This is a genomic window from Bradyrhizobium pachyrhizi, from assembly GCF_001189245.1.
Taxonomy (GTDB): Bacteria; Pseudomonadota; Alphaproteobacteria; order Rhizobiales; family Xanthobacteraceae; genus Bradyrhizobium; species Bradyrhizobium pachyrhizi.
The window spans coordinates 168,987-189,972 of the sequence record NZ_LFIQ01000088.1 but is presented as its reverse complement, the minus strand read 5'-3'; the positions used below and the strand labels follow the sequence as shown (position 1 = coordinate 189,972).

The window sequence follows — 20,986 nt, the reverse complement described above, 5'->3', positions numbered from 1 at the left end:
GATGTGCTCGCGATTGGTCAGCACCACGCGACCGATCGCGACCTTGTTCATCTCACGGATCGTTTCGCGGATAACGGCGAAGGCGTCGTGCCCGACTTTGCCATCTGGAGTCAGATAGTAAGGGCGGATTAGATAGCGGGGATCGATCTCGCTGCGGTCAACGAACTCGTCGATCTCGATCGTTCGCGTCGATTCCAGCGCGACGCTCTCGAGCTCCTCCTTCGTCACCTCGATGAAGGTGTCGGTGTCGACCTTGTAGCCCTTGACGATGTCCTCGTTGTCGACCTCCTCGCCGGTATCCGCGTCCACCTTGGCGTACTTGATGCGGTGGCCGGTCCTTCGGTTGAGCTGGTTGAACGAGACCTTTTCGGATTCCGACGTGGCCGGATAGAGCGCTACCGGACATGTGACGAGAGAAAGACGCAGGAAGCCTTTCCAGTTAGCGCGGGGGGCCATCGCGGGGGAACTCCATTACTGACGCCGGATTCAAGACGAACGGCCCGGCTTGGTTCCGACACCGCGCCCCCTCCAACGGGATGATTTTTTCAGATTGTGGGTCCGAGTGGACTCGACATTTGTTCTTGTTATGTTCTAGTTCGGAATGACCGATCGACCCGCGAGCTGGCGCATGCCGACCCCGAAGCAGATGGAAAAACTGGCCGCTGAAGCTGCCCGTAGACCGCATCCCTCCACGACGGCCCCGGATGCGCCACTCCCGGCGGAATATTGGGAATCGGTCCTGAAAGACCCTCGCGCCGACGAGACCGGAGCCCAGAAGCGGCAGCGGCGTCTTTCCGAGATTAAACGCCATGTCCTGCGCATCTCATGCCGCCGCTGCGAGCGGACCGTGGAAATCCAGACCGCTGATGCAGTCCGATTGTATGGCGGCAACGCGGTCTGGAAGGATGTGGCGCAGCGGTTGCTCGACAACACCTGCCAGCAGCGCACCGGCAGGCATGAAGAAGACGGGTGCTGGCCGGCGTTCGAGACGTCCTAGCCCGTTCCGGAACGCGATCCGATCTCGTGCGCCTGGATAGTCCGGATGGCCCCGAAGTATCACCCTACGCCCTTGTCAGGCGGTGATCGCAAGGCTCTGGCAAAGGAGCTCGGCAAGGCGCGCGCGATGGCTAACATGCTTGCTGCCCAATCGGCCGAGATGCGGGCCAAGGGCGAGGCCATGATCCAGCAAGCTGACAGGCTGCTTTGCGAAAGCTGGAACGAGCGCATGTGGAGCGACGGCGAACCTATCGATCCGTCGCCCACCATCGACCAGGCCGTGAATGGAGGCTTTGCCTGGCTTGAGATCAGGTGCGCTCGCTGCAAGACGCCGAGCGACGTCGACCTTGCGGCGATGAAGCACCCACCAACCACCTTCGTGCATGATCTCGCAAGCCGGCTGCGCTGCCGCAAGTGCGCCAAGGCGGGCCGGCGGCCGTCTGCGACTCTGCTACAATTGGCTTGGCAGCCTCGCCACCCCAAAACCGAAGCCTAACCGATGTGCAATCTCTATTCGATCACGACAAACCAGGCCGCAATCAGCGCGCTGTTTCGTGTCGTGAACCGATACGTTGGCAATCTGGCGCCGATGTCCGGCGTGTTTCCGGACTACACCGCACCGATCGTGCGCAACGGAGCAGAGGGCCGCGAGCTCGCGACCGCGCGGTGGGGAATGCCATCGTCATCGAAGGCATTGATGGACGCCACCAAGAAACGAGCCGAAAAGCTGCAGGCCAAAGGCAAGCCGGTGGATTTCAAGGAATTGCTCAGAATGGAGCCGGACGGCGGCACGACCAACATCCGCAACGTGAAGAGCAAACATTGGTCCCGATGGCTCGGCGTCGAGAACCGTTGCGTTGTGCCGTTCAACTCCTTCAGCGAGTTCAACAAGGCCGAAGGCGGCGACATTTGGTTTGCCCTCAACGAGTCCCGTCCGCTCGCCTGCTTCGCAGGCATCTGGACTAGCTGGACGTCAGTCCGAAAGGTCAGGGAAGGCGAGACCAAGAACGACCTCTACGCGTTCCTCACGACGGAGCCGAACGCAGAGGTCGGCGCCATCCACCCGAAGGCGATGCCTGTGATCCTGACGACGCCGGAGGAAGTCGAGACCTGGATGACCGCTGCTCCAGACGAGGCCCTGAAGCTGCAGCGGCCCCTGCCGGATGGATCGCTCAGGATCGTCGCCCGCGGCGTCAAGGAAGACCCGGCCGGGCCGCCAGCGTGACGGACGAAGACCATGATAGGGGATTGGAGGCGCCCCGGCAGCGCAAGATCATCTAGTGCCACGGCTCGTAAAAGTTCGGCTTTTCGTAGTCTGGAGAGCAATACATTGCGCGGATGACTGCCGATCTGCGCCAGCGGAATGATCCTCTGGCCAACTCGGCGATGAATGAGCTCATCTCGTACTATACGGCACGAATTACCGCTGCTCCCGGAGCACTTTGCACACCCGCTAGGTTCCAGATGAGCCCTTCCAATTCATCGAGGGGCAAATGAAGGTCGGCAGCAATATCATTTTTTGTGGTTTTCTCCGACCAAAGCTGGGTCAAGACCTTTCGCCAGATAACAGAGGTTTCCCGTTCGATCCCGCCCGGCTCCCCAGAGCGATAGCCCCTCTTTGCCAATTCGATGCAAACGGACTTGTACTGCCAGTCGGAAAGCAGCTTCAGCGAACTGAGGCGATGGGCCATCGCCATGGCGGACACGCGCCATCGTTTCTTCACTTCTAAAACGGTATCGATAGTGATCCGCCTTGGAACAGTGGCCCGAACATCCTTGGCCGGCATGAGAAACGTGGACGCAAATCTGTTCGCTTCGCGCTCTGCAGAGCGCGTCTCCTTCGGATCGCCATGCTTATGCATAACGAGGTGGCCGAGTTCGTGAGCCGCATCAAAAATGCTGCTTTCAGCCGTCTTGAAGTTGTTCAAAAAGATAAATGGCTTCTCGTCTCTCCAAAACGAAAACGCATTCACCGTTGCTGTGTTTTCCGAAAGCGAAAATATCCGCAATCCTTTAGTCTCAAGCAGCCCCATCAGATTCCCGACGGGGCGCTCGCCGATACTCCAAGCCTGCCGGATCGAATGAGCGGCCATTTCCGGGTCTGTTTCGTAGCTGAGATCAAGGAGTTTCGGCTGCGGTAATGCAAAACGCTCCTCGACCCACGCGCTTAACTGCAAGCCAAGAGAACCTGCAGAAATTGCGGCATCACGCTCCTTGGCGCTCATCTTTGAAAAGCTACGAAAGCTGACGGCGCCCGTATCGATTTCCTGCGGGTCGTGATCGAAAAAAAACGACCTCGGAAAATTCAACACAAGAAGCAATTTATCGATTGTTGCGTCATCCGGCTCATTGCTTCCGTTCTCCAGACGCGAGATCGTATCAACCGCGAGGCCTGCTTGCTCAGCAAGACTTTTGGCCGTGAGTCGTCGGCGCTTTCGCGCAAGGGTGAGCCTGCGCGGGTTAAATTCTTCACCCATGAGAACTGCGCTACTTGCGAACCACCTGAGGGTCGAAATTGTCGACCGGTCCGTTATCATCCGCGCCGACCACGCTAGGATCTTCATCCATGCCGCGCGAAAGATAGATTCGTTCAACGGCAGACGTGAAAGTTCCGCCGCTGACAACCGGCCGGGTCAATTCGGCAGCCCCATCTTGATCAACCATCAAATAGTATAGGCGTGAGGTTTCAGCCTGCCGAGGCGCGAACTGCGGAAGCTTGCCAAACAACGGCGTGCCGCTGGCACGTTCGGCTCCAGCTCCCTTTTCCGACCGAGGTTTTGGAACATGTTCGTCATTGCAGGCCAAATCGACATTACAGAAAGCAATTTTGATTTTCAGCTCTTCATTCCAGATTGCTTCGATACCGTCGCTCCTATCGACATCCCAATGATCGCCAACAAACCGATCACGAAGCGCCCAAGTGCCATGGTGGTATCCAAAGGTGCCGGGAGAATTGGTGGGATGGAAGTTTGTAGCGTTCGACCGCTCCTGCATGGCAACGTCGCGCACCTCCAGCAAACCTTGGCGCGTCACCTGGAGTTGGTTCAAACGCTGATCGCTTTCCCAAGATTCGCGGAAATACTTCGTCTCGGCGAATTCCATATTCGGACACCCCGTGTCGATTTTCTATACCTACTTGTAGGTAAGAAAAATCGACACGTCAAGCCGAGTTAACGCTTCCAGCGGCTCTTGGCTGCCTTTTTTGCAATTTCCGATCGTTTTTGGGGGGATAGCCCTTCAGCGCGCTTCTTGCCACCCAAGCGGCCCAGCGCCACCGCAGCGGCGTTCTTGCCGTCCTCCGTGGTGACGTCCTCGATCTCACAGGTGGCTATCTTGCCGATCATGACGGCGGCGCCGATCACGTCACCGGGGCGCCTTTCGCCTTTTGGACCTCTTGGCATCCGCGTTACAACCTCTAGATTGCTTGGCGGTAAGCATACCATATCGGGTGCTGAAAAGCGAAACCCCGCGAGGGCCTTTTGAGGGGCTGTCGCGGGGCTCTATCTGGTCCGGTTCCGCTTGGGCGGGCACCGGCGCGCAATTGGGACATTACTTTCGAATGCCAATCCGTCAAGAGCGTAATATAGGGCCGATTACACCCGAATTAACGATTGCCTTCGGCAGAACGCTTTCGACGCCCCGGTGGCAAACGTATTTGGAGGCGGCTGGGTTCCGAGAGAACATCGCCAATGCGCTTTATTTGTGGAACGCAGCCATCGGTCAGAGCCTGCACTACCCGCTACAAGCCCTTGAAATATCGCTCAGAAATGTGATCCATGCATCTCTATCTGCCCAGCTAGGACAGAGATGGTGGTCTGATCTAGCAGCGCGGCGGGTGCTTGGAACTGATCGGTGCTTGGATATCGACAAGGTCGCGCAGCGCCTACGCCGAAAGTATGGTGGCGAGCCTCATATGGACCAAATCGTCGCGTCCCTGATGCTCGGATTTTGGGCTGCAATGCTGTAGCGAGAATACAACGAGCCGATTTGGGATCACGAAGTGGGGAATGCTTTCCCGCATTTGGAAGGTTCGATTCGCGATGTCAGCGCCGCCGTCAATGCAGTTCAAGATTTGAGGAATCGAATTTTCCACCACGAACCATTGATAGGGCGATCTCTGTCAGAAGATTACGGACGCATCACCAAAGTTATTGGATGGATTTGTCCGGAAACCCGAAAGTGGGTTCGTCATCATTCGTCGTTTCCGACAGTGCTTCGTCAACGCCCTCGCTAAATTTCAAACTGAGACACCACCCAGGCGGGGCATCCGGTTCGTACTCTAAAGAGGCCGAATTCCCTACGCTCGGCGCGGAATGCTTTTCGCATTGAGCCTTATCTGCTCATTTGCTTCGCCAGCACTACGCTGAGAACCAAAAGTGGCAAGGCACTATGCGTTTGCGTCCCCAAGGCCTACAGCCACCCTACTCTTCGACGGAGGTCGCCACCGCAATAGGGGTCTCTCTGGACACATTTTATCGCACGCGTCACCTCAGGCACGAACGCGACGGCTTGCCTTCGCCGATCAGCGATCGAGGTCCGCTCAAGTGGGAACGCACCGGCTTCGATGCCTGGCTTACCCGACATCATCCTTTGCGCCCTAAGACGATTGCGGGTGACTCGTTCGCGCCGCCACCGTCAGCTAGCGACGAAGAGCACCGCGAGCGGCTACGGAGAGCCTACGGTCAGCACAACCCTTGACAGACCGGATCGCGCTAGATTCCAATGCGGGCCCTCCCTTAGTGGCGCCGAGGCTCTTTATGGCCGATCCAAAGTTTCCCCATGTGAGGTGGCGTGATGGTCGCCCGCGCTCGTCGCACGGTGCTTATGCTAGAGCACTAGGCTTTGTCGATGCCGACTTGCGCCATCCGCCGCACGATGAAAAAGGTCGTCCAGTCGGGGCGTGGTTCAATCTCCAGGAAGCTTCGGACTTTTCAGACAAACGAAAGTCAGAGATCGAGGCAGCGCGCCGCGCGGGCAAGCTGCCGAAGAAAGCTACCATCCGCAAGCGTTCGACGATCGAAGATCTTCTGGACGATTGGAGCAAGTCGGTTGAGTTCAAGGCGTTATCGTCAGCCTCGCAGTCTTCCTATCGCAAATGTATCTCCGCGGTCTTGTACCGACCGCAATCACGCGAATCCGCGGCGAAAATGCGTGCCGAAATACGCGCAGCCAAGCTGCTCGGCGTTGCTGAGCCTGTCCGAGAACTCGAGGCGATAGCGACTGCCACTCCGACATCAATCGGCAAACCGGAGTTCCGCGCCTTCTACAATTACGCCAAATTAGCTCGCGGCCATCATATGGCGCTCTCGATGATAGCCACGCTCTCGGCGGCATTCACTTGGGGGCAGGAAAGCGTCTTGTGGCGACTAGGGCCTAATCCGCGCGAAGGCATGGAGTTCGATCATCCGGACGGACGCATCGTACAGGTTGCAATGCCCGAATTCTCCGCGTGGGTCGCCGCGGCCGATGCAATCGAACGGCCTTCTGTCGGAGACAGCTTTCATCTGGCGTTGTTCACCGGACAGCGCCAGACTGACCGTCTCGTTATGCGCAATGAGAGCGAAGTCGAAGGCCGGCACGCGTTTCGCCAGAGCAAGACTGGCGAGCTTGTCGACATCAAAGAGGCGCCACAACTTAGCGCACGGCTAAATGCCTCGCGCGCACGAACAAAGGAGCTCAAGCTTCGGCTTCAACTGGACAAAGTGCCACCTGAGCTCGTGGTCAACGAGGACAATGGTGAGCCTTACGATGAAAGTACCTATCGCCACTGGGTAGCGACTGCCCGCGCCGTGGCTATCTTCGGCTTTCTTGCACGTGACAACGCGCGCCAGGCGATTATTCGTGCGGAGCGACTGAACGCCGAACTAATTAGAAGTGTCGACAGGCTGTTCGCCCCTTTTCCTCTCGATGAGGAGAATAAAGCGCAGCGCGCTCGAGCGGTCGACCAACGCAAGCGCGCATTGGCTGAATGGCTGGATGCGCAGACCGCGCGCGACAGTGATGGCGATGAGACAGCATGGCGTCTGGAGCCTTGCCCTGCCCTAACGTTCGTTAATGGCGCCGGCGAACTCGACCAAAAGCACGATCAGGACCTACGCGACACATGTGTCATGCTTCTCGATCGGGCTGGCTGCGACTTGCTGACGATCTGCGACATCACGGGGCATTCATACCGAAGCGCCCAGACAATCGTGAAGCACTACCGCGCCCGCAATGCGGCTCGCGCCGATTCCGGCATCGACAGGCTCGAGCTGCAGGTGCGCAAGGAAGGCATGAAGGGCTGAACGACGACCGCTCGACGCGCGGAACATCGACGATCGGCCGCGCCAATGAACAACGCTCCAGATTATCCCACTCGTCGCACGATGTGCGACGTACGACCACCGAAAGCGTCGCATGAAGCCCGGTTTGTTCTCTCGGGCAATATAAAAAAGCCCTTTCGGGCCAATCTCTTAAGGGTGGTGGGCGCACCAGGGCTCGAACCTGGGACCCGCTGATTAAGAGTCAGCTGCTCTACCAACTGAGCTATGCGCCCGGAACTTGTCCGGAAATGACCCTCGCAAGAGAGCGGTCGTTTAGCAAAGCGATTCCCCGATGTCCAGCAAGCTCAAGCAAGTTTTCCCGACTTTCTGACAACCGAAAGGCCGCCGGAATCCGGCGGCCTTTCATAGGCTTGGCGAAGGTGCCGGCGGACGGCGCTCAGAGCCGGCCGGAGCGCTCCTGATCAGGGCCGTCGTCGCGGTCGAAACGGTCGTGATCGAAGCCGCGGCCGCCGCGCTCCCAGCGATCCATGCCGCGCTCGAGGCGGTGGCGGCGCCAGCCTTCGGCGCCGAAGCCGCGCCCTTCCATATGGGTCAGCATGCTCAGCCGCCGCTTCTGGTTGTCGTCGAGCGTCTTGTAGAGCGGGTCGGCGGCATCGGCGATCTTCGTCAGCGACGTCGCGGTCGCCGCCATGTTGCCGGCCCGCTCGCGCAGGCGGGCGACCGGATCATCCGGCTTCTGCGACTTGTCCGCATCGGTCTTCTCGGCGGCCATCCGCGCATTGGCGCGATCGAGCCGCATCTTGGCGAAGTCGCGCACCGCCGCCTCGACCGGCGGCCACAGCTTCTCCTGATCGGCGTTGAGCTTCAGCCCGGCGTGGACGGCGGCGATCCGCGCGTCGAGGAAGGCGGCCCGATCCTCGGGGCTCATCCGCATATGGCCGTGGAACCAGGGACGATGCTGGGCATAGACCGCGGTCGAACCGGCAATCGTGAGCGCCGCGATGCCGGCGAGCAGAACTTTCTTCATACGAACCTCCTTTGAAGGTTGCTCGAAGATGATGCCGCCCGCCCGCGCCTTCAACTTACGGATTGGACAGAGAGAGCTCTGTTACCAAGATGTAATCCGCTTTCATTGCACCGCAGAAACATCCAAGCGCGAGGTCGCGCCTTGGATGCCTGTTGTTTGCGCTAGATCATTCCGAGCAAGCGCGGCAGCCACAGCGAGATCTCCGGCACGTAGGTGACGACGCCGAGGAAGATCAGCATCGTCAGCAGCCACGGCCACACTGCGATTGTCAGTTCGGTGATCCCCATCTTGGCAATGCCGGATGCGACGTAGAGATTGAGGCCGACCGGCGGATGGCACATGCCGACCTCCATGTTGACCACCATCAGAATGCCGAGATGCACCGGATGGATACCGAGTTTGACCGCCACCGGGAACAGGATCGGCGCCATGATCAGCACGATCGAGGACGCCTCCATCACATTGCCGGCGATCAAGAGCAGCACGTTGACGATCAGCAGGAAGACGATCCAGTCGACACCGACCGAGGTGATCCAGGTCGCGATCTGCTGCGGGATATTCTCGTTCGCCATCAGGAACGAGAACAGCACTGCATTGGTGATGATGTAGAGGATCATCGCACTCATGTTGGCCGAGCCGAGCAGCACCTTCGGCACGTCCTTCAGCGACATGTCGCGGTAGACGAACACGGCAATGACGAACGCATAGACTGCGCTGACCGCAGCCGCCTCGGTCGGCGTGAACATGCCGGTATAGATGCCGCCGAGCACGATCAGGATCAGCAGCAATCCCCACATGCATTTGCGGAAAGCAGTGACCCGCTCCGCCCAGCTCGCCTTCGGCAGCCGCGGATAGTCGTTGCGCCAGGCGCGGTAGAACGTGGTGAACCCGAGCAGCGTCGCCAGCATCAGGCCGGGTATCACGCCGGCGATGAACATCTGTCCAACCGACGCCGACGACACCCGATGGCCGGCGGGATCGAGCGCGATACTGCCGCCGGTGGCGACGCAATAGATCACCATCACGATCGACGGTGGAATCAAGATGCCGAGCGCGCCCGACGTGGTAATCACGCCGGCGCCGAAGCGCTTGGGAAATCCCTGCTTCACCATCGCCGGCATCATGATCGAGCCGATCGCGATGACGGTCGCGGGCGAGGATCCCGACACCGCGGCAAACAGCGCGCAGGCCATTACGCCGGCAAGTCCCAGCCCGCCATACCAGTGTCCGACCATGGAGGTGGCGAAATTGATCATTCGCCGCGCCACCCCGCCATGGGTCAGGAAATTGCCCGCGAGGATGAAGAACGGGATCGCCATGATCTCGAAATTGTCGATCCCGGTGAACAGCTTCAGTGCCACCGACTCGGTCGGTACATTGGTCATCGTGTAGATGAAGGTGAGCACGGTGAGGCCGAGCGCGATCGAGATCGGCATGCCGGTCAGCATCAGCGCGATCAGGAGACCGAAGATGATGAGGCTGGTCATCGCGTCACCTCCGCGACGCCAGCACCTGGCGCATCGACCTCAACGCCCTCGACATGGGCATGGTCGTGATGCGGCAGCTCGCCGGTGCGGAAATAGGCGTACGCGACTTGCAGAAAGCGGAAGCACATCAAATAGGAGCCGAGCGGAATGCAGAGATAGACGATCCAGCTCGGGATCTCGAGATCGGGCGAAACCTGGTCGGTGTGCATCAGCCCCCACACGAACTTGGCGCCCATGGTGCCGATCACCGCCGTGAAGAACGCGCCGCAGAACAGACCGAACAGGACGACTGCGTTCTTCCACGGCGATCTAAGCTGGTTGACCACGACGTCGACGCCGACATGGATGCCGGTTCGCACGCCGTAGGCTGCGCCGAACTTGGCGACCCACACGAACATGTAGATGCAAAGCTCCTGCGCCCAGGACAGGTTGATCGGGAACAGGATCGGATAAAGGAACGGGATGCCGATCAGGTAGCGATGCATGACGGCGATGAAGATCAGCAAGGTCGCCGCCGCCATCAATGTCGCGATCAATATCTCTTCGAGCCGGTCAAGTATACGCAGCAGCATCAATCTCCCCTCACGGCCGGGCGGATGCGCCGCGCCGTGCCCCCTTCCAGCGGCCGCTCCGGCCGCCGGCTCCATCTCATTTGCGGTTTCTGACCGCCGCTCAGTTCATCGGGCCGCGGCCTGTTTCTTTGAGAAACTCGTCGATCAGAGGCTGACCGACGCGTGGGGCCACGTCCTTGTAGACCGGCAGCATCGCCTTGCGCATCGCCTCGTCCTGTTCCGGCGTCAGCTTGACGATCTCGCTCTTGCCGCTCTTCTTGATCTCGGCCAGCGCGTCCTCGTTCTCCTTGGCCGACTGACTGTTGCCGTAAGCGGTGGCTTCCTTCATCGCCTTGTCGAGCTGCTCGCGAATATCAGCCGGCAGCCCATCCCAGAATTTCTTGTTCACGACCACGACGTAGCCGATATAGCCGTGGTTGGTCTCGGTGATGTACTTCTGCACCTCATGCATTTTCTGGGTGTAGATGTTCGACCAGGTGTTCTCCTGGCCGTCGACCACGCCGGTCTGCAGCGCCTGATAGACTTCCGAGAACGCCATGACCTGCGGAATCGCGCCGAGTGAGCGGAACTGGGCTTCCAGCACCTTGGACGACTGGATGCGGAACTTAAGACCCTTGTAGTCAGAGGGCGCGACCAGCTTCTTGTTCGCGCTCATCTGCTTGAAGCCGTTGTCCCAATAGGCGAGACCGGTCATGCCCTTGGAATCCAGCTTCTTGAGCAGCTGGGCGCCAAGCGGCCCGTCAGTGACCTTCCGCAGCGTCTTCAGGTCGGGCAGGATGTAGGGCAGATCGAAGACCTCGAATTCCTTCACGCCGATCGGGCCGAACTTCGAGTTCGACGGCGCCAGCATCTGCACCGCGCCGAGCTGCAGCGCCTCGAGCTCTTCCTTGTCCTTGTAGAGCTGCGAGTTCGGATAGACCTCGACCTTCACCTTGCCGCCGGTGTACTTTTCGGCAAGTTCCTTGAACTTCTCGGCCGCCTGCCCCTTCGGCGTGTTGGTGGCCACTACGTGGCTGAACTTGAGAACGATCGGTGACTGCGCCGACGCCGGCCCGACAAAGGTCAAGGCTGCGATCGAAGCCGCAGCCAAAATGAGTTTACGCATGTTTCCTCCCGCGTAATTGCGGAGCACGAACACCGGCCCCGAGAGATCTGTGCGCACCATTACAGACAAGCAACGAGCATTGCCATTGCCCCTTTAGCAGGGGCTAATTGCGCTATTGCTGCACTGCAAAATCCGATGCGGCGGTATTCCCTTCGGCTCTTGCGACCGTTCAATGACACCGCCCGCACGCTGTGCCCGGCCACGGTAATGAGGTCAATGCGAGGTTTGGCAATGGCGGGTTCGCCGCGCGCGAATGCTGCGCGTTTCTTGCCAGCTGTCGTCGCTGCGAAAACAGGAACCGTATGGCGCGGCGGATCTTTCGGGCGGGACTCATCGTCGTCCTGGCGACGGCCAGGACCCATAACCACCGCATGTGATTGTAAGAGGGATTGGGGCCCCAGCGTCGCGCAATGATTGAGATTTGGGGTAATGGGTCCTGGCCTTCGCCAGGACGACGGTGGGGATGGTTCTCGATTCAAGCTGTCAAACAGCGCGGTGTCATCACCCGCGCATGCGCATGCGGGTGATCCGGTTTTCCAGAGACGCCCGTGCTTGTGCCGAGGGGGGTGCGTCCTCCGCTGTCGTCCCGGCGAAGGCCGGGACCCATACTCCGCAGCGGGTGTTGTGAATGGGACTCGTGGTTCCGACGTCGCGCAAGACAATTCCCATTTGTGGTTATGGGTCCCGGCCTTCGCCGGGACGACACTGAGTGTGTTGCGCTGTCAGTGCTCATAGCTTCGCATTCTCGCGACATGAATCGTCCGAGCTTTGCTCTTCGTCTCGCCCTCTTGCTTGCAGAGGGCGCAGGGAAAGCCGGGTGCCGATCGCACCCATGGGCCCCGAGCAATGGGTAGAAAGCTCTGGGGTAGGACCACAGGTGTAACCGGAAACAACCCGGCTTTCCCTGCGCGATGGGTTACGGCTTACTTCGTGCTCTCCCCGGCGAGACTGGGCTTGTTTGTCACCGCCTTCGCAAAGCGCATTCGCATTTTGCGACGAGACACCTGCCGCTAGGGCGTCAGGACCACACGACTTCACCGTCCGCTTCATGCGCACTCGTCAGTTGCGCAATCGGCGTCCACCGCATCTCGACCCACGTTCGTGACGACCGCGAAGCGCCCCTCTATCGGGTGAGACGGACAAACCATACACCGAGCCGCGCTTCTGATAAAGCGAAATATTTTGCTGCGGAGGCTTGCGCCGTCGGGCAACTCAGTGGTAGCGGCCCTCACCGGTCCTTTCGTCATTGCGGGCGACGCATCAGAGTCCAGTGTCGTCTCGCCGCGCGGACAGGATCCGGTCGATCAGGCGTCATTCCTTCCGCAGGATTTTATCCATGGCCTTTCCACGCGCCAGCTCATCGATCAGTTTATCCAGGTAGCGAATTTCCCGCATGGTCGGCTCTTTGATTTCCTCAACCCCTGACACCGCACACCACGCCCTTGATCAAGGCCCGCGAAGGATTCATTTCAGGCGCCTTTGCGAAGAACGTTTCGAAGTCGGTTTGTTTTTCCAACTGAGCTTCCAGCTCCTTCGGACCGTAGCCGGTCAACCAGGAGATCACCTGATCAACCTCCGCTTTGGTGCGTCCCTTCTTCCGCTTTCGCGACATAGAGCGGGTAGACGCTTGCGAAGCTCGTTGCATAGATCCGATGCTTGGCCATGAATTGCTCCGAACGTTCGTATTCCGGGGTCTCGACGAGGAAATATTAGTCCTGGGTTGAACCGGCTTCGCCAATCCGAAGTGTCGCATGTGGCTAGGGGCATGGCGATGGCCTGCTGCCTCCCGTTTCGTCCCCGGCGCTCGCGTGCGGCGGCGCGCATGCGTTGGCAGCAATCGCTCTACAGCGACGGCAACCGCTCTGGGGCAGCGCCACACCTGATCCGCTAGATCATCACCATGTCCAATCCACGGGCGGAAACAAGGTGCGGCCCGCCGGGATCGAACATCAGGATCGAACGCAGGAGTTTTCAACGATGAACCAGATGATCCGCAATACTCAGGAGACAAGCATGAACCGCGACAACGCATCGCACGCCGGTCAGCCCGGGCCCAACGAACTGGTGCCGTCGCGCTACGCGCTGAAGATCGGCGAGATCGATGTGCTGGTGGTCAGCGACGGGGTGCTGCCGCTACCAACCAAGATGCTGGCCCACAATGCCGAGCCGGCCGTCCGCGCGGCCTGGCTGGACGACATGTTCCTGCCGCCGGACGCGTTCGACTGGGCGCTGAACGTGGTCGTGGTGCGAAGCGGCGGGAAAACCATCCTCGTCGACGCCGGGCTGGGGTCGGACCCGGACCTGCACCTGCCGAAGGCCGGGCAGACGGTCAAGCGACTGGAGGCGGCCGGCATCGATCTTGGGTCCGTGACCGACGTGGTGCTGACCCACATGCACATGGACCACGTTGGCGGGCTGCTCGTCGAGGGCGTGAAGGAGCGGCTGCGTCCGGACCTTCGGATCCATGTGGCGGCTGCCGAGGTCAAGTTCTGGGAGGCGCCCGATTTCTCCCGCGTCTCGATGCCGCCGGGATTCCCGGACGCGCTTCGTGCGACCGCCAAGCGGTTCAGGAAAGAGTACCAGAGCCAGCTGCGGCTGTTCGACGAGGAGCACGAGGTGGCGCCCGGAGTGGTCGTCCGTCGCAGCGGTGGCCATACCCCCGGCCACAGCGTGGTTCGTCTGGCGTCCGGCGGCGACCGGCTGACATTCGCCGGTGACCTCGTGTTCGCGGTCGGGTTCGAGCATCCCGAGTGGCACAACGGCTTCGAGCACGACCCCGAGGAGGCAGCCCGCGCCCGGATCAGCCTGTTGCGGGAGCTGGCGGCGAACCGCGAGTTGCTGGTTGCCACGCATATGCCGTTCCCGTCCGTCGGACATGTCGCGGTCGAGGGTGACGCCTTCCGTTGGGTGCCGGTGTTCTGGGACTACTGAGACCCTGTCGAGTTAGAGCCGAACCGGGGCGCGTACTCCTATCGATCATGGGTGCGCGCCCCGGCTTCCGCGAGATGAATCGCGATCCGAGCATATCCCGGTCACGGGCCGATCGTTCGGATGGGTTGCCGCGGGTGCAGCAAGGCAGCGGCCGAGCCGCGGTGGCCGCTTGGACGGCTTCGTTCCCGAAAGCGGGCATTGCAGCCTTCTGAGCAAAGGTCAGCTACGGGCCATAAGCGGTCATTCAAGCCAGCCGAGAGCGAATTAGCTTGCCTTGCCTTGAGTCCTTTTGCACTCTCAGGCAAGGAGGCCGATGCATGAAGATAATGACCGTCGCGTGCGCTCTCGGAGCGGCCCTCGTGCTGTGCAACCTCGGGACGTCCGGTGCTGAAGCCCGGGCGCGGAAGGCACAAGTCGTTCATGAACCAAGGAGGGTTATTATCCCGACGCCCGTAATAAGGCCAACTCCGTGGGATTATTATATTGTTCCACGATATCGTTATCGCCCTGAAGACGACCGGGTCGATCCATACGGCCCACCCGTGGTGTCGTTGTGGCGCCTCTATGAGGGGTGGCGGTGGCCATACTGGTGGTGAACAGCGATCACGCCAAACAGATCGCATTCCGAGTGGCGATCGTCCCCTGACGGACGGGGACTAGAGCGCGATGAGATTAGGTTGAATCGTCATCGCGCTTTGGCCTTTTGTTTGAGCATGATCTTTTCGGAAAACCGCTTCGCACTTTTCCGGATCATGCTTTAGCCGTGAAGTTGCGCGTTGAGGCCGTCCCAATTTGGCGTGCGTCTGGTTGCCTCAAGAGCACCGCTCTGGGAATTCCGACGAAAAAGAAGGCCCTTCTGGCCCGAGAGTTCTTTGGCTTTCAGCACTCGGCCATCTTCCAAAAGGATGCGCGCGCCTGCCGTGACATAACAGCCCGCTTCGACGATACAATCGTCACCCAATGAAATGCCGATACCGGCATTGGCTCCGATCAGGCAGCGCTCGCCAACTGTAATCCTCTCTTTCCCTCCTCCGGACAGAGTACCCATGATCGAGGCTCCGCCGCCAACGTCGCTGCCGCTTCCCACGACGACGCCGGCGCTGATCCGGCCTTCGACCATGCAGGGACCGAGCGTGCCTGCGTTAAAATTGCAAAAGCCTTCATGCATGACGGTCGTGCCCGGAGCCAAATGGGCTCCGAGCCTTACGCGATCCGCATCTGCAATTCTCACGTCTGCAGGCGTCACATAATCAGTCATGCGCGGAAACTTATCCACGCCTGTCACCTCGAACGCGAGGCCATGCTTTCGTGCTTCCATTCGCGCGTCCGGTACACGAGAGCACTCACAGGGACCGAGGGTCGTCCAGGCAACGTTAGGTAAAAGACCGAAAACTCCCTCGAGGTTCAGGCAATTCGGCTGGACGAGCCGGTGGCTCAGCAGATGGAGTCGAAGATACGCGTCGTGCACGTCAGTCGGCGCAGATGCAAGGGAGCCAATTTCTGTACGGATTGGAACGATGTCGACACTGCGAATGTCGTCGTGTCGTGCATATCCGTCCGCCGACTCTCCCAACGATCTGATGATCTCGTCGCTTGCCAGCCGCACCGTTGCCGTCTTGTCGGCCTCCGCGACCAGGTGTAGCCGAAGAAACCAGGAATCCAGCACGCGACCATCAGCGGCAATTGTCGCAAATCCCTCGCCTCTCGCGCCCCTCAGCTCCATCGTCATTTGAATTTCTCACACTGCGATCCTGCATGTCATGCATACGCGAGTTCTCGTAGAATTGGCAACTTCCGGACTCTCAAACCCGTCCGCTTTGGGGCAAAGGGCAACATGGGCCCACCGCAGCGACACCCGCTCTTATGCTCTGAGCGGACGTCGATCGACGGTGCTTGCGGTGCCGTGTCGGGCGAGCGAGTAGCCGGCGCGGCCGGCTCGTCCTCAACGCTTCGTCCCAGGACCGCTACTCCGCAGCGGTCCGGATATCGATCTTCTCGGCGCGGACCGCGCAGAACTTGAACTCCGGAATCTTGCCGAACGGATCGAGTGCCGGGTTGGTCAACAGGTTGGCCGCCGCCTCCGCGTAGCAGAACGGCATGAAGACCATGTTCTCGGGCACGTCGCGGTCGGCGCGCACCTTGACCTCGACCGCGCCGCGGCGCGTCTCGAGACGGATGAAGTCGCCGGGCGCGAGCCCCTTCTTGCGCATGTCCTTCGGGGTCATGAACGCGACCGCTTCGGGTTCGATCTGGTCGAGCACCTGGGCACGGCGCGTCATCGAGCCGGTGTGCCAATGTTCGAGCACGCGGCCGGTCGACAGCACCATCGGGTACTCGTCGTCGGGCAGTTCATCCGGCGGGATCACCTTGGCCGGCACGATCTTGCCGCGGCCGCTTTCGGTCGGGAAGCCGGTGGTGAAGATGATCTCGTTGCCGGGCTTGTCGGGATCGTCGACCGGATAGGTCACCGCGCCCTCGCGCACCAGGCGCTCCCAGCTGATGTTCTTCAGCGACGGCATCAATTCGGCCATCTCGGTGAAGACCTCACCCGGCCCCGCATAATTCCAGGGCAGTCCCATCCGCTTGCCGATCTCCTGGATGATCCAGAGATCCTGCCTTGCATCGCCCGGCGGCTTGATCACCTCGCGCGCCAGCTGCACGCGGCGGTCGGTGTTGGTGAACGAGCCGGACTTTTCGGCGAACGCCGAAGCCGGCAGGATGACGTCGGCGTGGAACGCGGTCTCGGTGACGAACAGGTCCTGCACGACGAGATGATCGAGCTTGGCCAGCGCCTCGCGCGCGTGCTGCAGGTCCGGATCGGACATCGCGGGATTCTCGCCCTCGACATACATGCCGCGGATTTCGCCGGCGTGGATCGCGTTCATGATCTCGACCACGGTCAGCCCGCGCACCGGATCGAGCTCCTGCCCCCACAGCTTTTCGAAGGCGCCGCGCATGTCGTCGCGGCCGACCGGTTGGTAGTCCGGCAGGAACATCGGGATCAGGCCGGCGTCGGAGGCGCCCTGCACATTGTTCTGCCCGCGCAGCGGATGCAGCCCGGTGCCGGGGCGGCCGACCTGGCCGGTGATCAGGGCCAGCGCGATCAGGCAGCGCGCATTGTCGGTGCCGTGGACGTGCTGGCTGATGCCCATGCCCCAGAAGATGATCGACGATTTGGCGCGGGCATAGGCGCGCGCGACCTCGCGCAGCGTCTCCGCGGGAATGCCGCAGATCTGGGACATGCGCTCCGGCGTGAACTCCTGGATCTTCGCCTTCAGCTCGTCATAGCCCTCGGTATAGCCGGCGATGTACTGCTCGTCGGTCAGGCCTTCGGTGATGATCGTGTGGATCATCGCGTTCAGCATCGCGACGTCGCTGCCCGGCTTGAATTGCAGGTGCTTGGTGGCGTGGCGCGACAGCGTCTGCCGGCGCGGGTCCATCACATAGAGCTTGGCGCCGCGCTTGGCGGCGTTCTTGATGTAGGTGGCGGCGACCGGATGGTTGACGGTCGGATTGGCGCCGATCACCCAGATCACTTCGGCGTCGGCCGCGGCCGCGAACGGCGCCGACACCGCGCCGGAGCTCAATCCCTCGAACAGCGCCGCCACCGACGAGGCGTGACACAGCCGCGTGCAGTGATCGACATTGTTGGAGCCGAAGCCGGTGCGCACCAGCTTCTGGAACAGATAGGCTTCCTCGTTCGAGCCCTTGGCCGAGCCGAAGCCGGCCAGCGCCTTGGCGCCCTTCTCGTCGCGGATCTTGCGCAAGCCCGCAGCAGCAAGGTCGAGCGCCTCCTCCCATGTCGCCTCGCGGAAATGGGTGTAGGGATTGGCCGGATCGACCTGGTCGTTGGCATCCTTCTTGACGCCGGGCAGCCGCACCAGCGGCTTGGTCAGGCGATTGGGGTGATGGATGTAGTCGAAGCCGAAGCGGCCCTTGACGCAGAGCCGGTTGTGATTGGCGGGACCATCACGGCCTTCCGCGTAGATCACCTTCTCGTCCTTGACCTGATAGGTGACCTGGCAGCCGACGCCGCAATACGGGCACAGCGAATCCACTTTCTTGTCCGGATAGGTGACGCGGGTCTGCTTGTCGTCGAGCATGACAGCCGGCATCAGCGCGCCGGTCGGACAGGCCTGCACGCACTCGCCGCAGGCGACGCAGGTCGATTCGCCCATCGGATCGTCGAAGTCGAACACGATTTTCGAGTCGTGATTGCGATAAGCCATGCCGATGACGTCGTTGACCTGCACCTCGCGGCACGCCCGCACGCAGAGGCCGCACTGGATGCAGGCGTCGAGATTGACGCGCATCGCCGGATGGCTGGTGTCGGCGTGCCAGCGCTCGGTCGCGGGAAAGCGGCTTTCGGTCACGCCGGTCTTCTCGGCCCAGTGCCAGAATTTCGAGTCCGGATCATGCGAGGTCTCGCGCGCCGGCTGGTCCGCCACCAGCAGCTCCATCACCATCTTCTGCGCCGCGACGGCGCGCTGGCTGGCCGACTTCACCTTCATGCCGACCGTCGGCGTCCGCTTGCAGGACGCCGCCAGCACGCGCTCGCCTTCGATTTCGACCATGCAGGCACGGCAATTGCCGTCCGGCCTGTAGTCCGGCGCGGGCGAATAGCACAGATGCGGAATCTCGGTGCCCTGGCGCTTGGCGACCTGCCAGATCGTCTCGCCGGCCCGCGCCTCGACCTGCTGGCCGTCGAGCTCGAACTGAATCGTCAGGCCTGAGTTCTGATTGTTGCTCATTCAAATCCTCGTCGAAATTCGTCTGCTCGGCCTCGCCTACTCGGCGGCTTGCTGCGGACGAAAGCCGTCCGGAAAATATTTGATCACGGAGGTCAGCGGATTGGAGGCCGCCTGACCGAGGCCACAGATCGACGCATCGCGCATCGCCTGACTCAATTGGTCGAGCAGTTCCTTGTTCCAGACCGGCTGCTGCATCAACAGCGCCGCCTTCTCGGTTCCGGCGCGGCACGGCGTGCATTGCCCGCAGCTCTCGTCCTCGAAGAACTTCATCAGGTTTAGCGCGGCGTCCCTGACGTCATCGACCTGCGAGAGCACGACCACGGCGGCGGAGCCGATGAAGCAGCCATATTTCTCCAGCGTGCCGAAATCGAGCGGGATGTCGTCCATCGACGCTGGCAGGATGCCGCCGGATGCACCGCCCGGCAGATAGGCCTGCAAGGTATGGCCATCGGCCATGCCGCCGCAGAACTCGTCGATCAACTCGCGGAGCGTGATGCCGGCGGGAGCGAGCTTGACGCCGGGATCCTTGACGCGTCCCGACACCGAGAAGCTGCGCAGGCCGTGGCGCTCGTTGCGGCCGTGGCTCTTCCACCAGTCGGCGCCCTTCTCGACGATGTCGCGCACCCACCACAACGTCTCGATGTTGTTGATCAGCGTCGGCAGGCCGAACAGCCCGACCTGGAACGGATATGGCGGCTTGTGCCGCGGCAGGCCGCGCTTGCCCTCGATCGATTCCAGCAGCGAGGATTCCTCGCCGCAGATATAGGCGCCGGCGCCGCGCCGCAGATGGAGCGTCGGACCACCCGGTGGGAGCTTCGCGATCTCGCGCGCGAGGATCTCGCGGCAGGCCGGATACTCGTCGCGGATATAGATGTAGACTTCGGCCGCCTCGACCACGTGGGCGCCGATCAGCATGCCCTCGAGGAAGCGATGCGGATCGGTCTCGAGATAATAGCGGTCCTTGAACGTACCGGGCTCGCCTTCGTCGCCGTTCACCGCCATCAAGCGCGGACCGGGCTCGCCGAGCACCGCGCGCCACTTGCGGCCGGTCGGAAATCCGGCGCCGCCGAGGCCGCGCAGCGACGCATCATCCAGCGCCTTCAGCAGATCTTCGCGCGGCAGTTCGCCCGAGCGCAGGCGCGCCAGCAGCCGGTATCCGCCGCCCGCCACATAGGCGTCGTAGTCGACATATGGCGGAAGGTGCACATGGGTGTCGCCGTTCTTCGCCGCCGCCAGCACATTGGTGACGGTCGCATGATCGACGAAGTTGTGGCCGACCTCGGCGGCGGGGGCGGTGTCGCAGCGGCCGACGCACGGTGCGCGCACCACGCGGATGCCGGGGCCGGCGCGGTTCTGCAGATCCTTCAACAGCTGTTCACCGCCGAGCATTGCGCAGGTCAGCGAATCGCAGACACGGACGGTGAGCGGCGCGATATCAGGCTCGCCTTCCTTCACGATGTCGAAATGCGCGTAGAAGGTGGCGGTCTCGAACACTTCGGCGAATGACAGCTTCATCTCGTCGGCGAGCGCGGCAAGATGCGCCGCCGAGATCTGATGGTATTTGTCCTGGATCAGATGCAGATACTCGATCAGAAGGTCGCGCTGCCGCGGACGATCGGCGAGCAGCGTCTCGATCTCATGGGCGGCCACTGGGTCGACCTGGCGTCCCTTGGGCGTGGCCTTCGCTCGCTTCCTGCCCTGTCCGGGATGCTCGAATGCACGAACCTTGTGAACGTCGTCTCCACTCATAAAGCCTCGCCTTGGGAACCACGCTTTGCGCGAATTGCGCTGCTTCGACGAACTCTATTCTCTGGTATGCCAGAGGCAAGCAATTTTAGAACGCCTCTAGCAGCG

Annotated in this window: 16 protein-coding genes, 1 tRNA gene and 1 pseudogene; 5 read left to right on the top strand and 13 right to left on the bottom strand. The window is 61.1% G+C overall.

Translation table 11 applies throughout. The annotated features are described in order from the left end of the window. The coding region (ku, locus tag AKL29_RS45205; protein WP_347336988.1) for a non-homologous end joining protein Ku at nt 1–456 on the bottom strand (456 nt) is incomplete at its 3' end. A 145-nt stretch (nt 457–601) separates the two neighbouring features. On the opposite strand from ku, the gene AKL29_RS21235 reads away from it, so the two are divergent. The 3 genes from AKL29_RS21235 to AKL29_RS21225 are packed head-to-tail and all read left to right on the top strand — an operon-like array spanning nt 602 to nt 2,221. After that, a complete protein-coding gene (locus tag AKL29_RS21235; RefSeq protein WP_193395238.1) occupies nt 602–997 on the top strand; it encodes a hypothetical protein in 396 nt (131 codons plus the stop codon). A 45-nt stretch (nt 998–1,042) separates the two neighbouring features. After that, complete coding sequence (locus AKL29_RS21230; protein ID WP_050385479.1) at nt 1,043–1,492, top strand: hypothetical protein; 450 nt, start codon at nt 1,043–1,045, stop codon at nt 1,490–1,492. Between the two features lie 3 nt (nt 1,493–1,495). Further along, nucleotides 1,496–2,221, top strand: coding sequence for an SOS response-associated peptidase (locus tag AKL29_RS21225; protein WP_050385478.1), 726 nt, complete (start codon nt 1,496–1,498; stop codon nt 2,219–2,221). Between the two features lie 181 nt (nt 2,222–2,402). Here AKL29_RS21225 and AKL29_RS21220 read toward each other — a convergent pair whose 3' ends face one another. From AKL29_RS21220 to AKL29_RS21210, 3 genes are all read right to left on the bottom strand, one after another. Then, nucleotides 2,403–3,473 (bottom strand): helix-turn-helix domain-containing protein, encoded by a 1,071-nt coding sequence (locus AKL29_RS21220; protein WP_050385477.1) that lies wholly within the window; start codon nt 3,471–3,473, stop codon nt 2,403–2,405. A 10-nt stretch (nt 3,474–3,483) separates the two neighbouring features. Next, nucleotides 3,484–4,098: a hypothetical protein gene (locus AKL29_RS21215; RefSeq protein ID WP_050385476.1), complete on the bottom strand. Its 615-nt coding sequence runs from the start codon at nt 4,096–4,098 to the stop codon at nt 3,484–3,486. A gap of 68 nt (nt 4,099–4,166) precedes the next feature. Then, on the bottom strand, nt 4,167–4,358 hold the full coding sequence (locus tag AKL29_RS21210; protein WP_244482237.1) for an RNA-binding protein: 192 nt from the start codon (nt 4,356–4,358) through the stop codon (nt 4,167–4,169). Between the two features lie 1,395 nt (nt 4,359–5,753). On the opposite strand from AKL29_RS21210, the gene AKL29_RS21200 reads away from it, so the two are divergent. Further along, nucleotides 5,754–7,280, top strand: a complete 1,527-nt coding sequence (locus AKL29_RS21200; protein WP_152977695.1) for a site-specific integrase — start codon at nt 5,754–5,756, stop codon at nt 7,278–7,280. A gap of 175 nt (nt 7,281–7,455) precedes the next feature. Here AKL29_RS21200 and AKL29_RS21195 read toward each other — a convergent pair. The 6 genes and pseudogenes from AKL29_RS21195 to AKL29_RS21170 form a co-directional block, all read right to left on the bottom strand. After that, a tRNA-Lys gene (locus tag AKL29_RS21195) sits at nt 7,456–7,531 on the bottom strand. A gap of 164 nt (nt 7,532–7,695) precedes the next feature. Then, entirely contained in the window at nt 7,696–8,286 is a 591-nt protein-coding gene (locus tag AKL29_RS21190; RefSeq protein WP_028332421.1) for a Spy/CpxP family protein refolding chaperone, read from the bottom strand. A 161-nt stretch (nt 8,287–8,447) separates the two neighbouring features. Beyond that, on the bottom strand, nt 8,448–9,773 hold the full coding sequence (locus AKL29_RS21185; protein ID WP_028332422.1) for a TRAP transporter large permease: 1,326 nt from the start codon (nt 9,771–9,773) through the stop codon (nt 8,448–8,450). Then, nucleotides 9,770–10,345, bottom strand: coding sequence for a TRAP transporter small permease (locus AKL29_RS21180; protein ID WP_050385472.1), 576 nt, complete (start codon nt 10,343–10,345; stop codon nt 9,770–9,772). Before AKL29_RS21180 ends, AKL29_RS21185 begins: the two co-directional genes overlap by 4 nt. A 100-nt stretch (nt 10,346–10,445) precedes the next feature. Then, entirely contained in the window at nt 10,446–11,450 is a 1,005-nt protein-coding gene (locus tag AKL29_RS21175) for a TRAP transporter substrate-binding protein (RefSeq protein ID WP_050385506.1), read from the bottom strand. A 1,311-nt stretch (nt 11,451–12,761) separates the two neighbouring features. Next, nucleotides 12,762–13,114: pseudogene (locus AKL29_RS21170) on the bottom strand (DUF2200 domain-containing protein). Nucleotides 13,115–13,427: 313 nt separating this feature from the next. Between AKL29_RS21170 and AKL29_RS21165 the strand changes: the two are divergent. Then, on the top strand, nt 13,428–14,381 hold the full coding sequence (locus AKL29_RS21165) for an MBL fold metallo-hydrolase (protein ID WP_028332426.1): 954 nt from the start codon (nt 13,428–13,430) through the stop codon (nt 14,379–14,381). Nucleotides 14,382–15,138: 757 nt separating this feature from the next. Here AKL29_RS21165 and dapD read toward each other — a convergent pair. The 3 genes from dapD to AKL29_RS21150 form a co-directional block, all read right to left on the bottom strand. Beyond that, on the bottom strand, nt 15,139–16,110 hold the full coding sequence (gene dapD / locus AKL29_RS21160; RefSeq protein ID WP_050385471.1) for a 2,3,4,5-tetrahydropyridine-2,6-dicarboxylate N-succinyltransferase: 972 nt from the start codon (nt 16,108–16,110) through the stop codon (nt 15,139–15,141). A gap of 235 nt (nt 16,111–16,345) precedes the next feature. Beyond that, on the bottom strand, nt 16,346–19,132 hold the full coding sequence (gene fdhF / locus AKL29_RS21155) for a formate dehydrogenase subunit alpha (protein WP_430648885.1): 2,787 nt from the start codon (nt 19,130–19,132) through the stop codon (nt 16,346–16,348). A 36-nt stretch (nt 19,133–19,168) separates the two neighbouring features. After that, nucleotides 19,169–20,881 (bottom strand): NAD(P)H-dependent oxidoreductase subunit E, encoded by a 1,713-nt coding sequence (locus AKL29_RS21150; protein WP_050385470.1) that lies wholly within the window; start codon nt 20,879–20,881, stop codon nt 19,169–19,171. Nucleotides 20,882–20,986 lie beyond the last annotated feature (105 nt).

Bases quoted from the DNA above. Each gene is read 5' to 3' on its own strand.
- AKL29_RS21220 (WP_050385477.1), bottom strand. From the start codon at position 3,473: ATGGGTGAAGAATTTAACCCGCGCAGGCTCACCCTTGCGCGAAAGCGC.
- AKL29_RS21235 (WP_193395238.1), top strand. From the start codon at position 602: ATGACCGATCGACCCGCGAGCTGGCGCATGCCGACCCCGAAGCAGATG.
- AKL29_RS21225 (WP_050385478.1), top strand. From the start codon at position 1,496: ATGTGCAATCTCTATTCGATCACGACAAACCAGGCCGCAATCAGCGCG.
- AKL29_RS21165 (WP_028332426.1), top strand. From the start codon at position 13,428: ATGAACCAGATGATCCGCAATACTCAGGAGACAAGCATGAACCGCGAC.
- fdhF (WP_430648885.1), bottom strand. From the start codon at position 19,132: ATGAGCAACAATCAGAACTCAGGCCTGACGATTCAGTTCGAGCTCGAC.
- AKL29_RS21230 (WP_050385479.1), top strand. From the start codon at position 1,043: ATGGCCCCGAAGTATCACCCTACGCCCTTGTCAGGCGGTGATCGCAAG.
- AKL29_RS21175 (WP_050385506.1), bottom strand. From the start codon at position 11,450: ATGCGTAAACTCATTTTGGCTGCGGCTTCGATCGCAGCCTTGACCTTT.
- AKL29_RS21190 (WP_028332421.1), bottom strand. From the start codon at position 8,286: ATGAAGAAAGTTCTGCTCGCCGGCATCGCGGCGCTCACGATTGCCGGT.
- AKL29_RS21180 (WP_050385472.1), bottom strand. From the start codon at position 10,345: ATGCTGCTGCGTATACTTGACCGGCTCGAAGAGATATTGATCGCGACA.
- AKL29_RS21200 (WP_152977695.1), top strand. From the start codon at position 5,754: ATGGCCGATCCAAAGTTTCCCCATGTGAGGTGGCGTGATGGTCGCCCG.
- dapD (WP_050385471.1), bottom strand. From the start codon at position 16,110: ATGACGATGGAGCTGAGGGGCGCGAGAGGCGAGGGATTTGCGACAATT.
- AKL29_RS21215 (WP_050385476.1), bottom strand. From the start codon at position 4,098: ATGGAATTCGCCGAGACGAAGTATTTCCGCGAATCTTGGGAAAGCGAT.
- AKL29_RS21185 (WP_028332422.1), bottom strand. From the start codon at position 9,773: ATGACCAGCCTCATCATCTTCGGTCTCCTGATCGCGCTGATGCTGACC.
- AKL29_RS21150 (WP_050385470.1), bottom strand. From the start codon at position 20,881: ATGAGTGGAGACGACGTTCACAAGGTTCGTGCATTCGAGCATCCCGGA.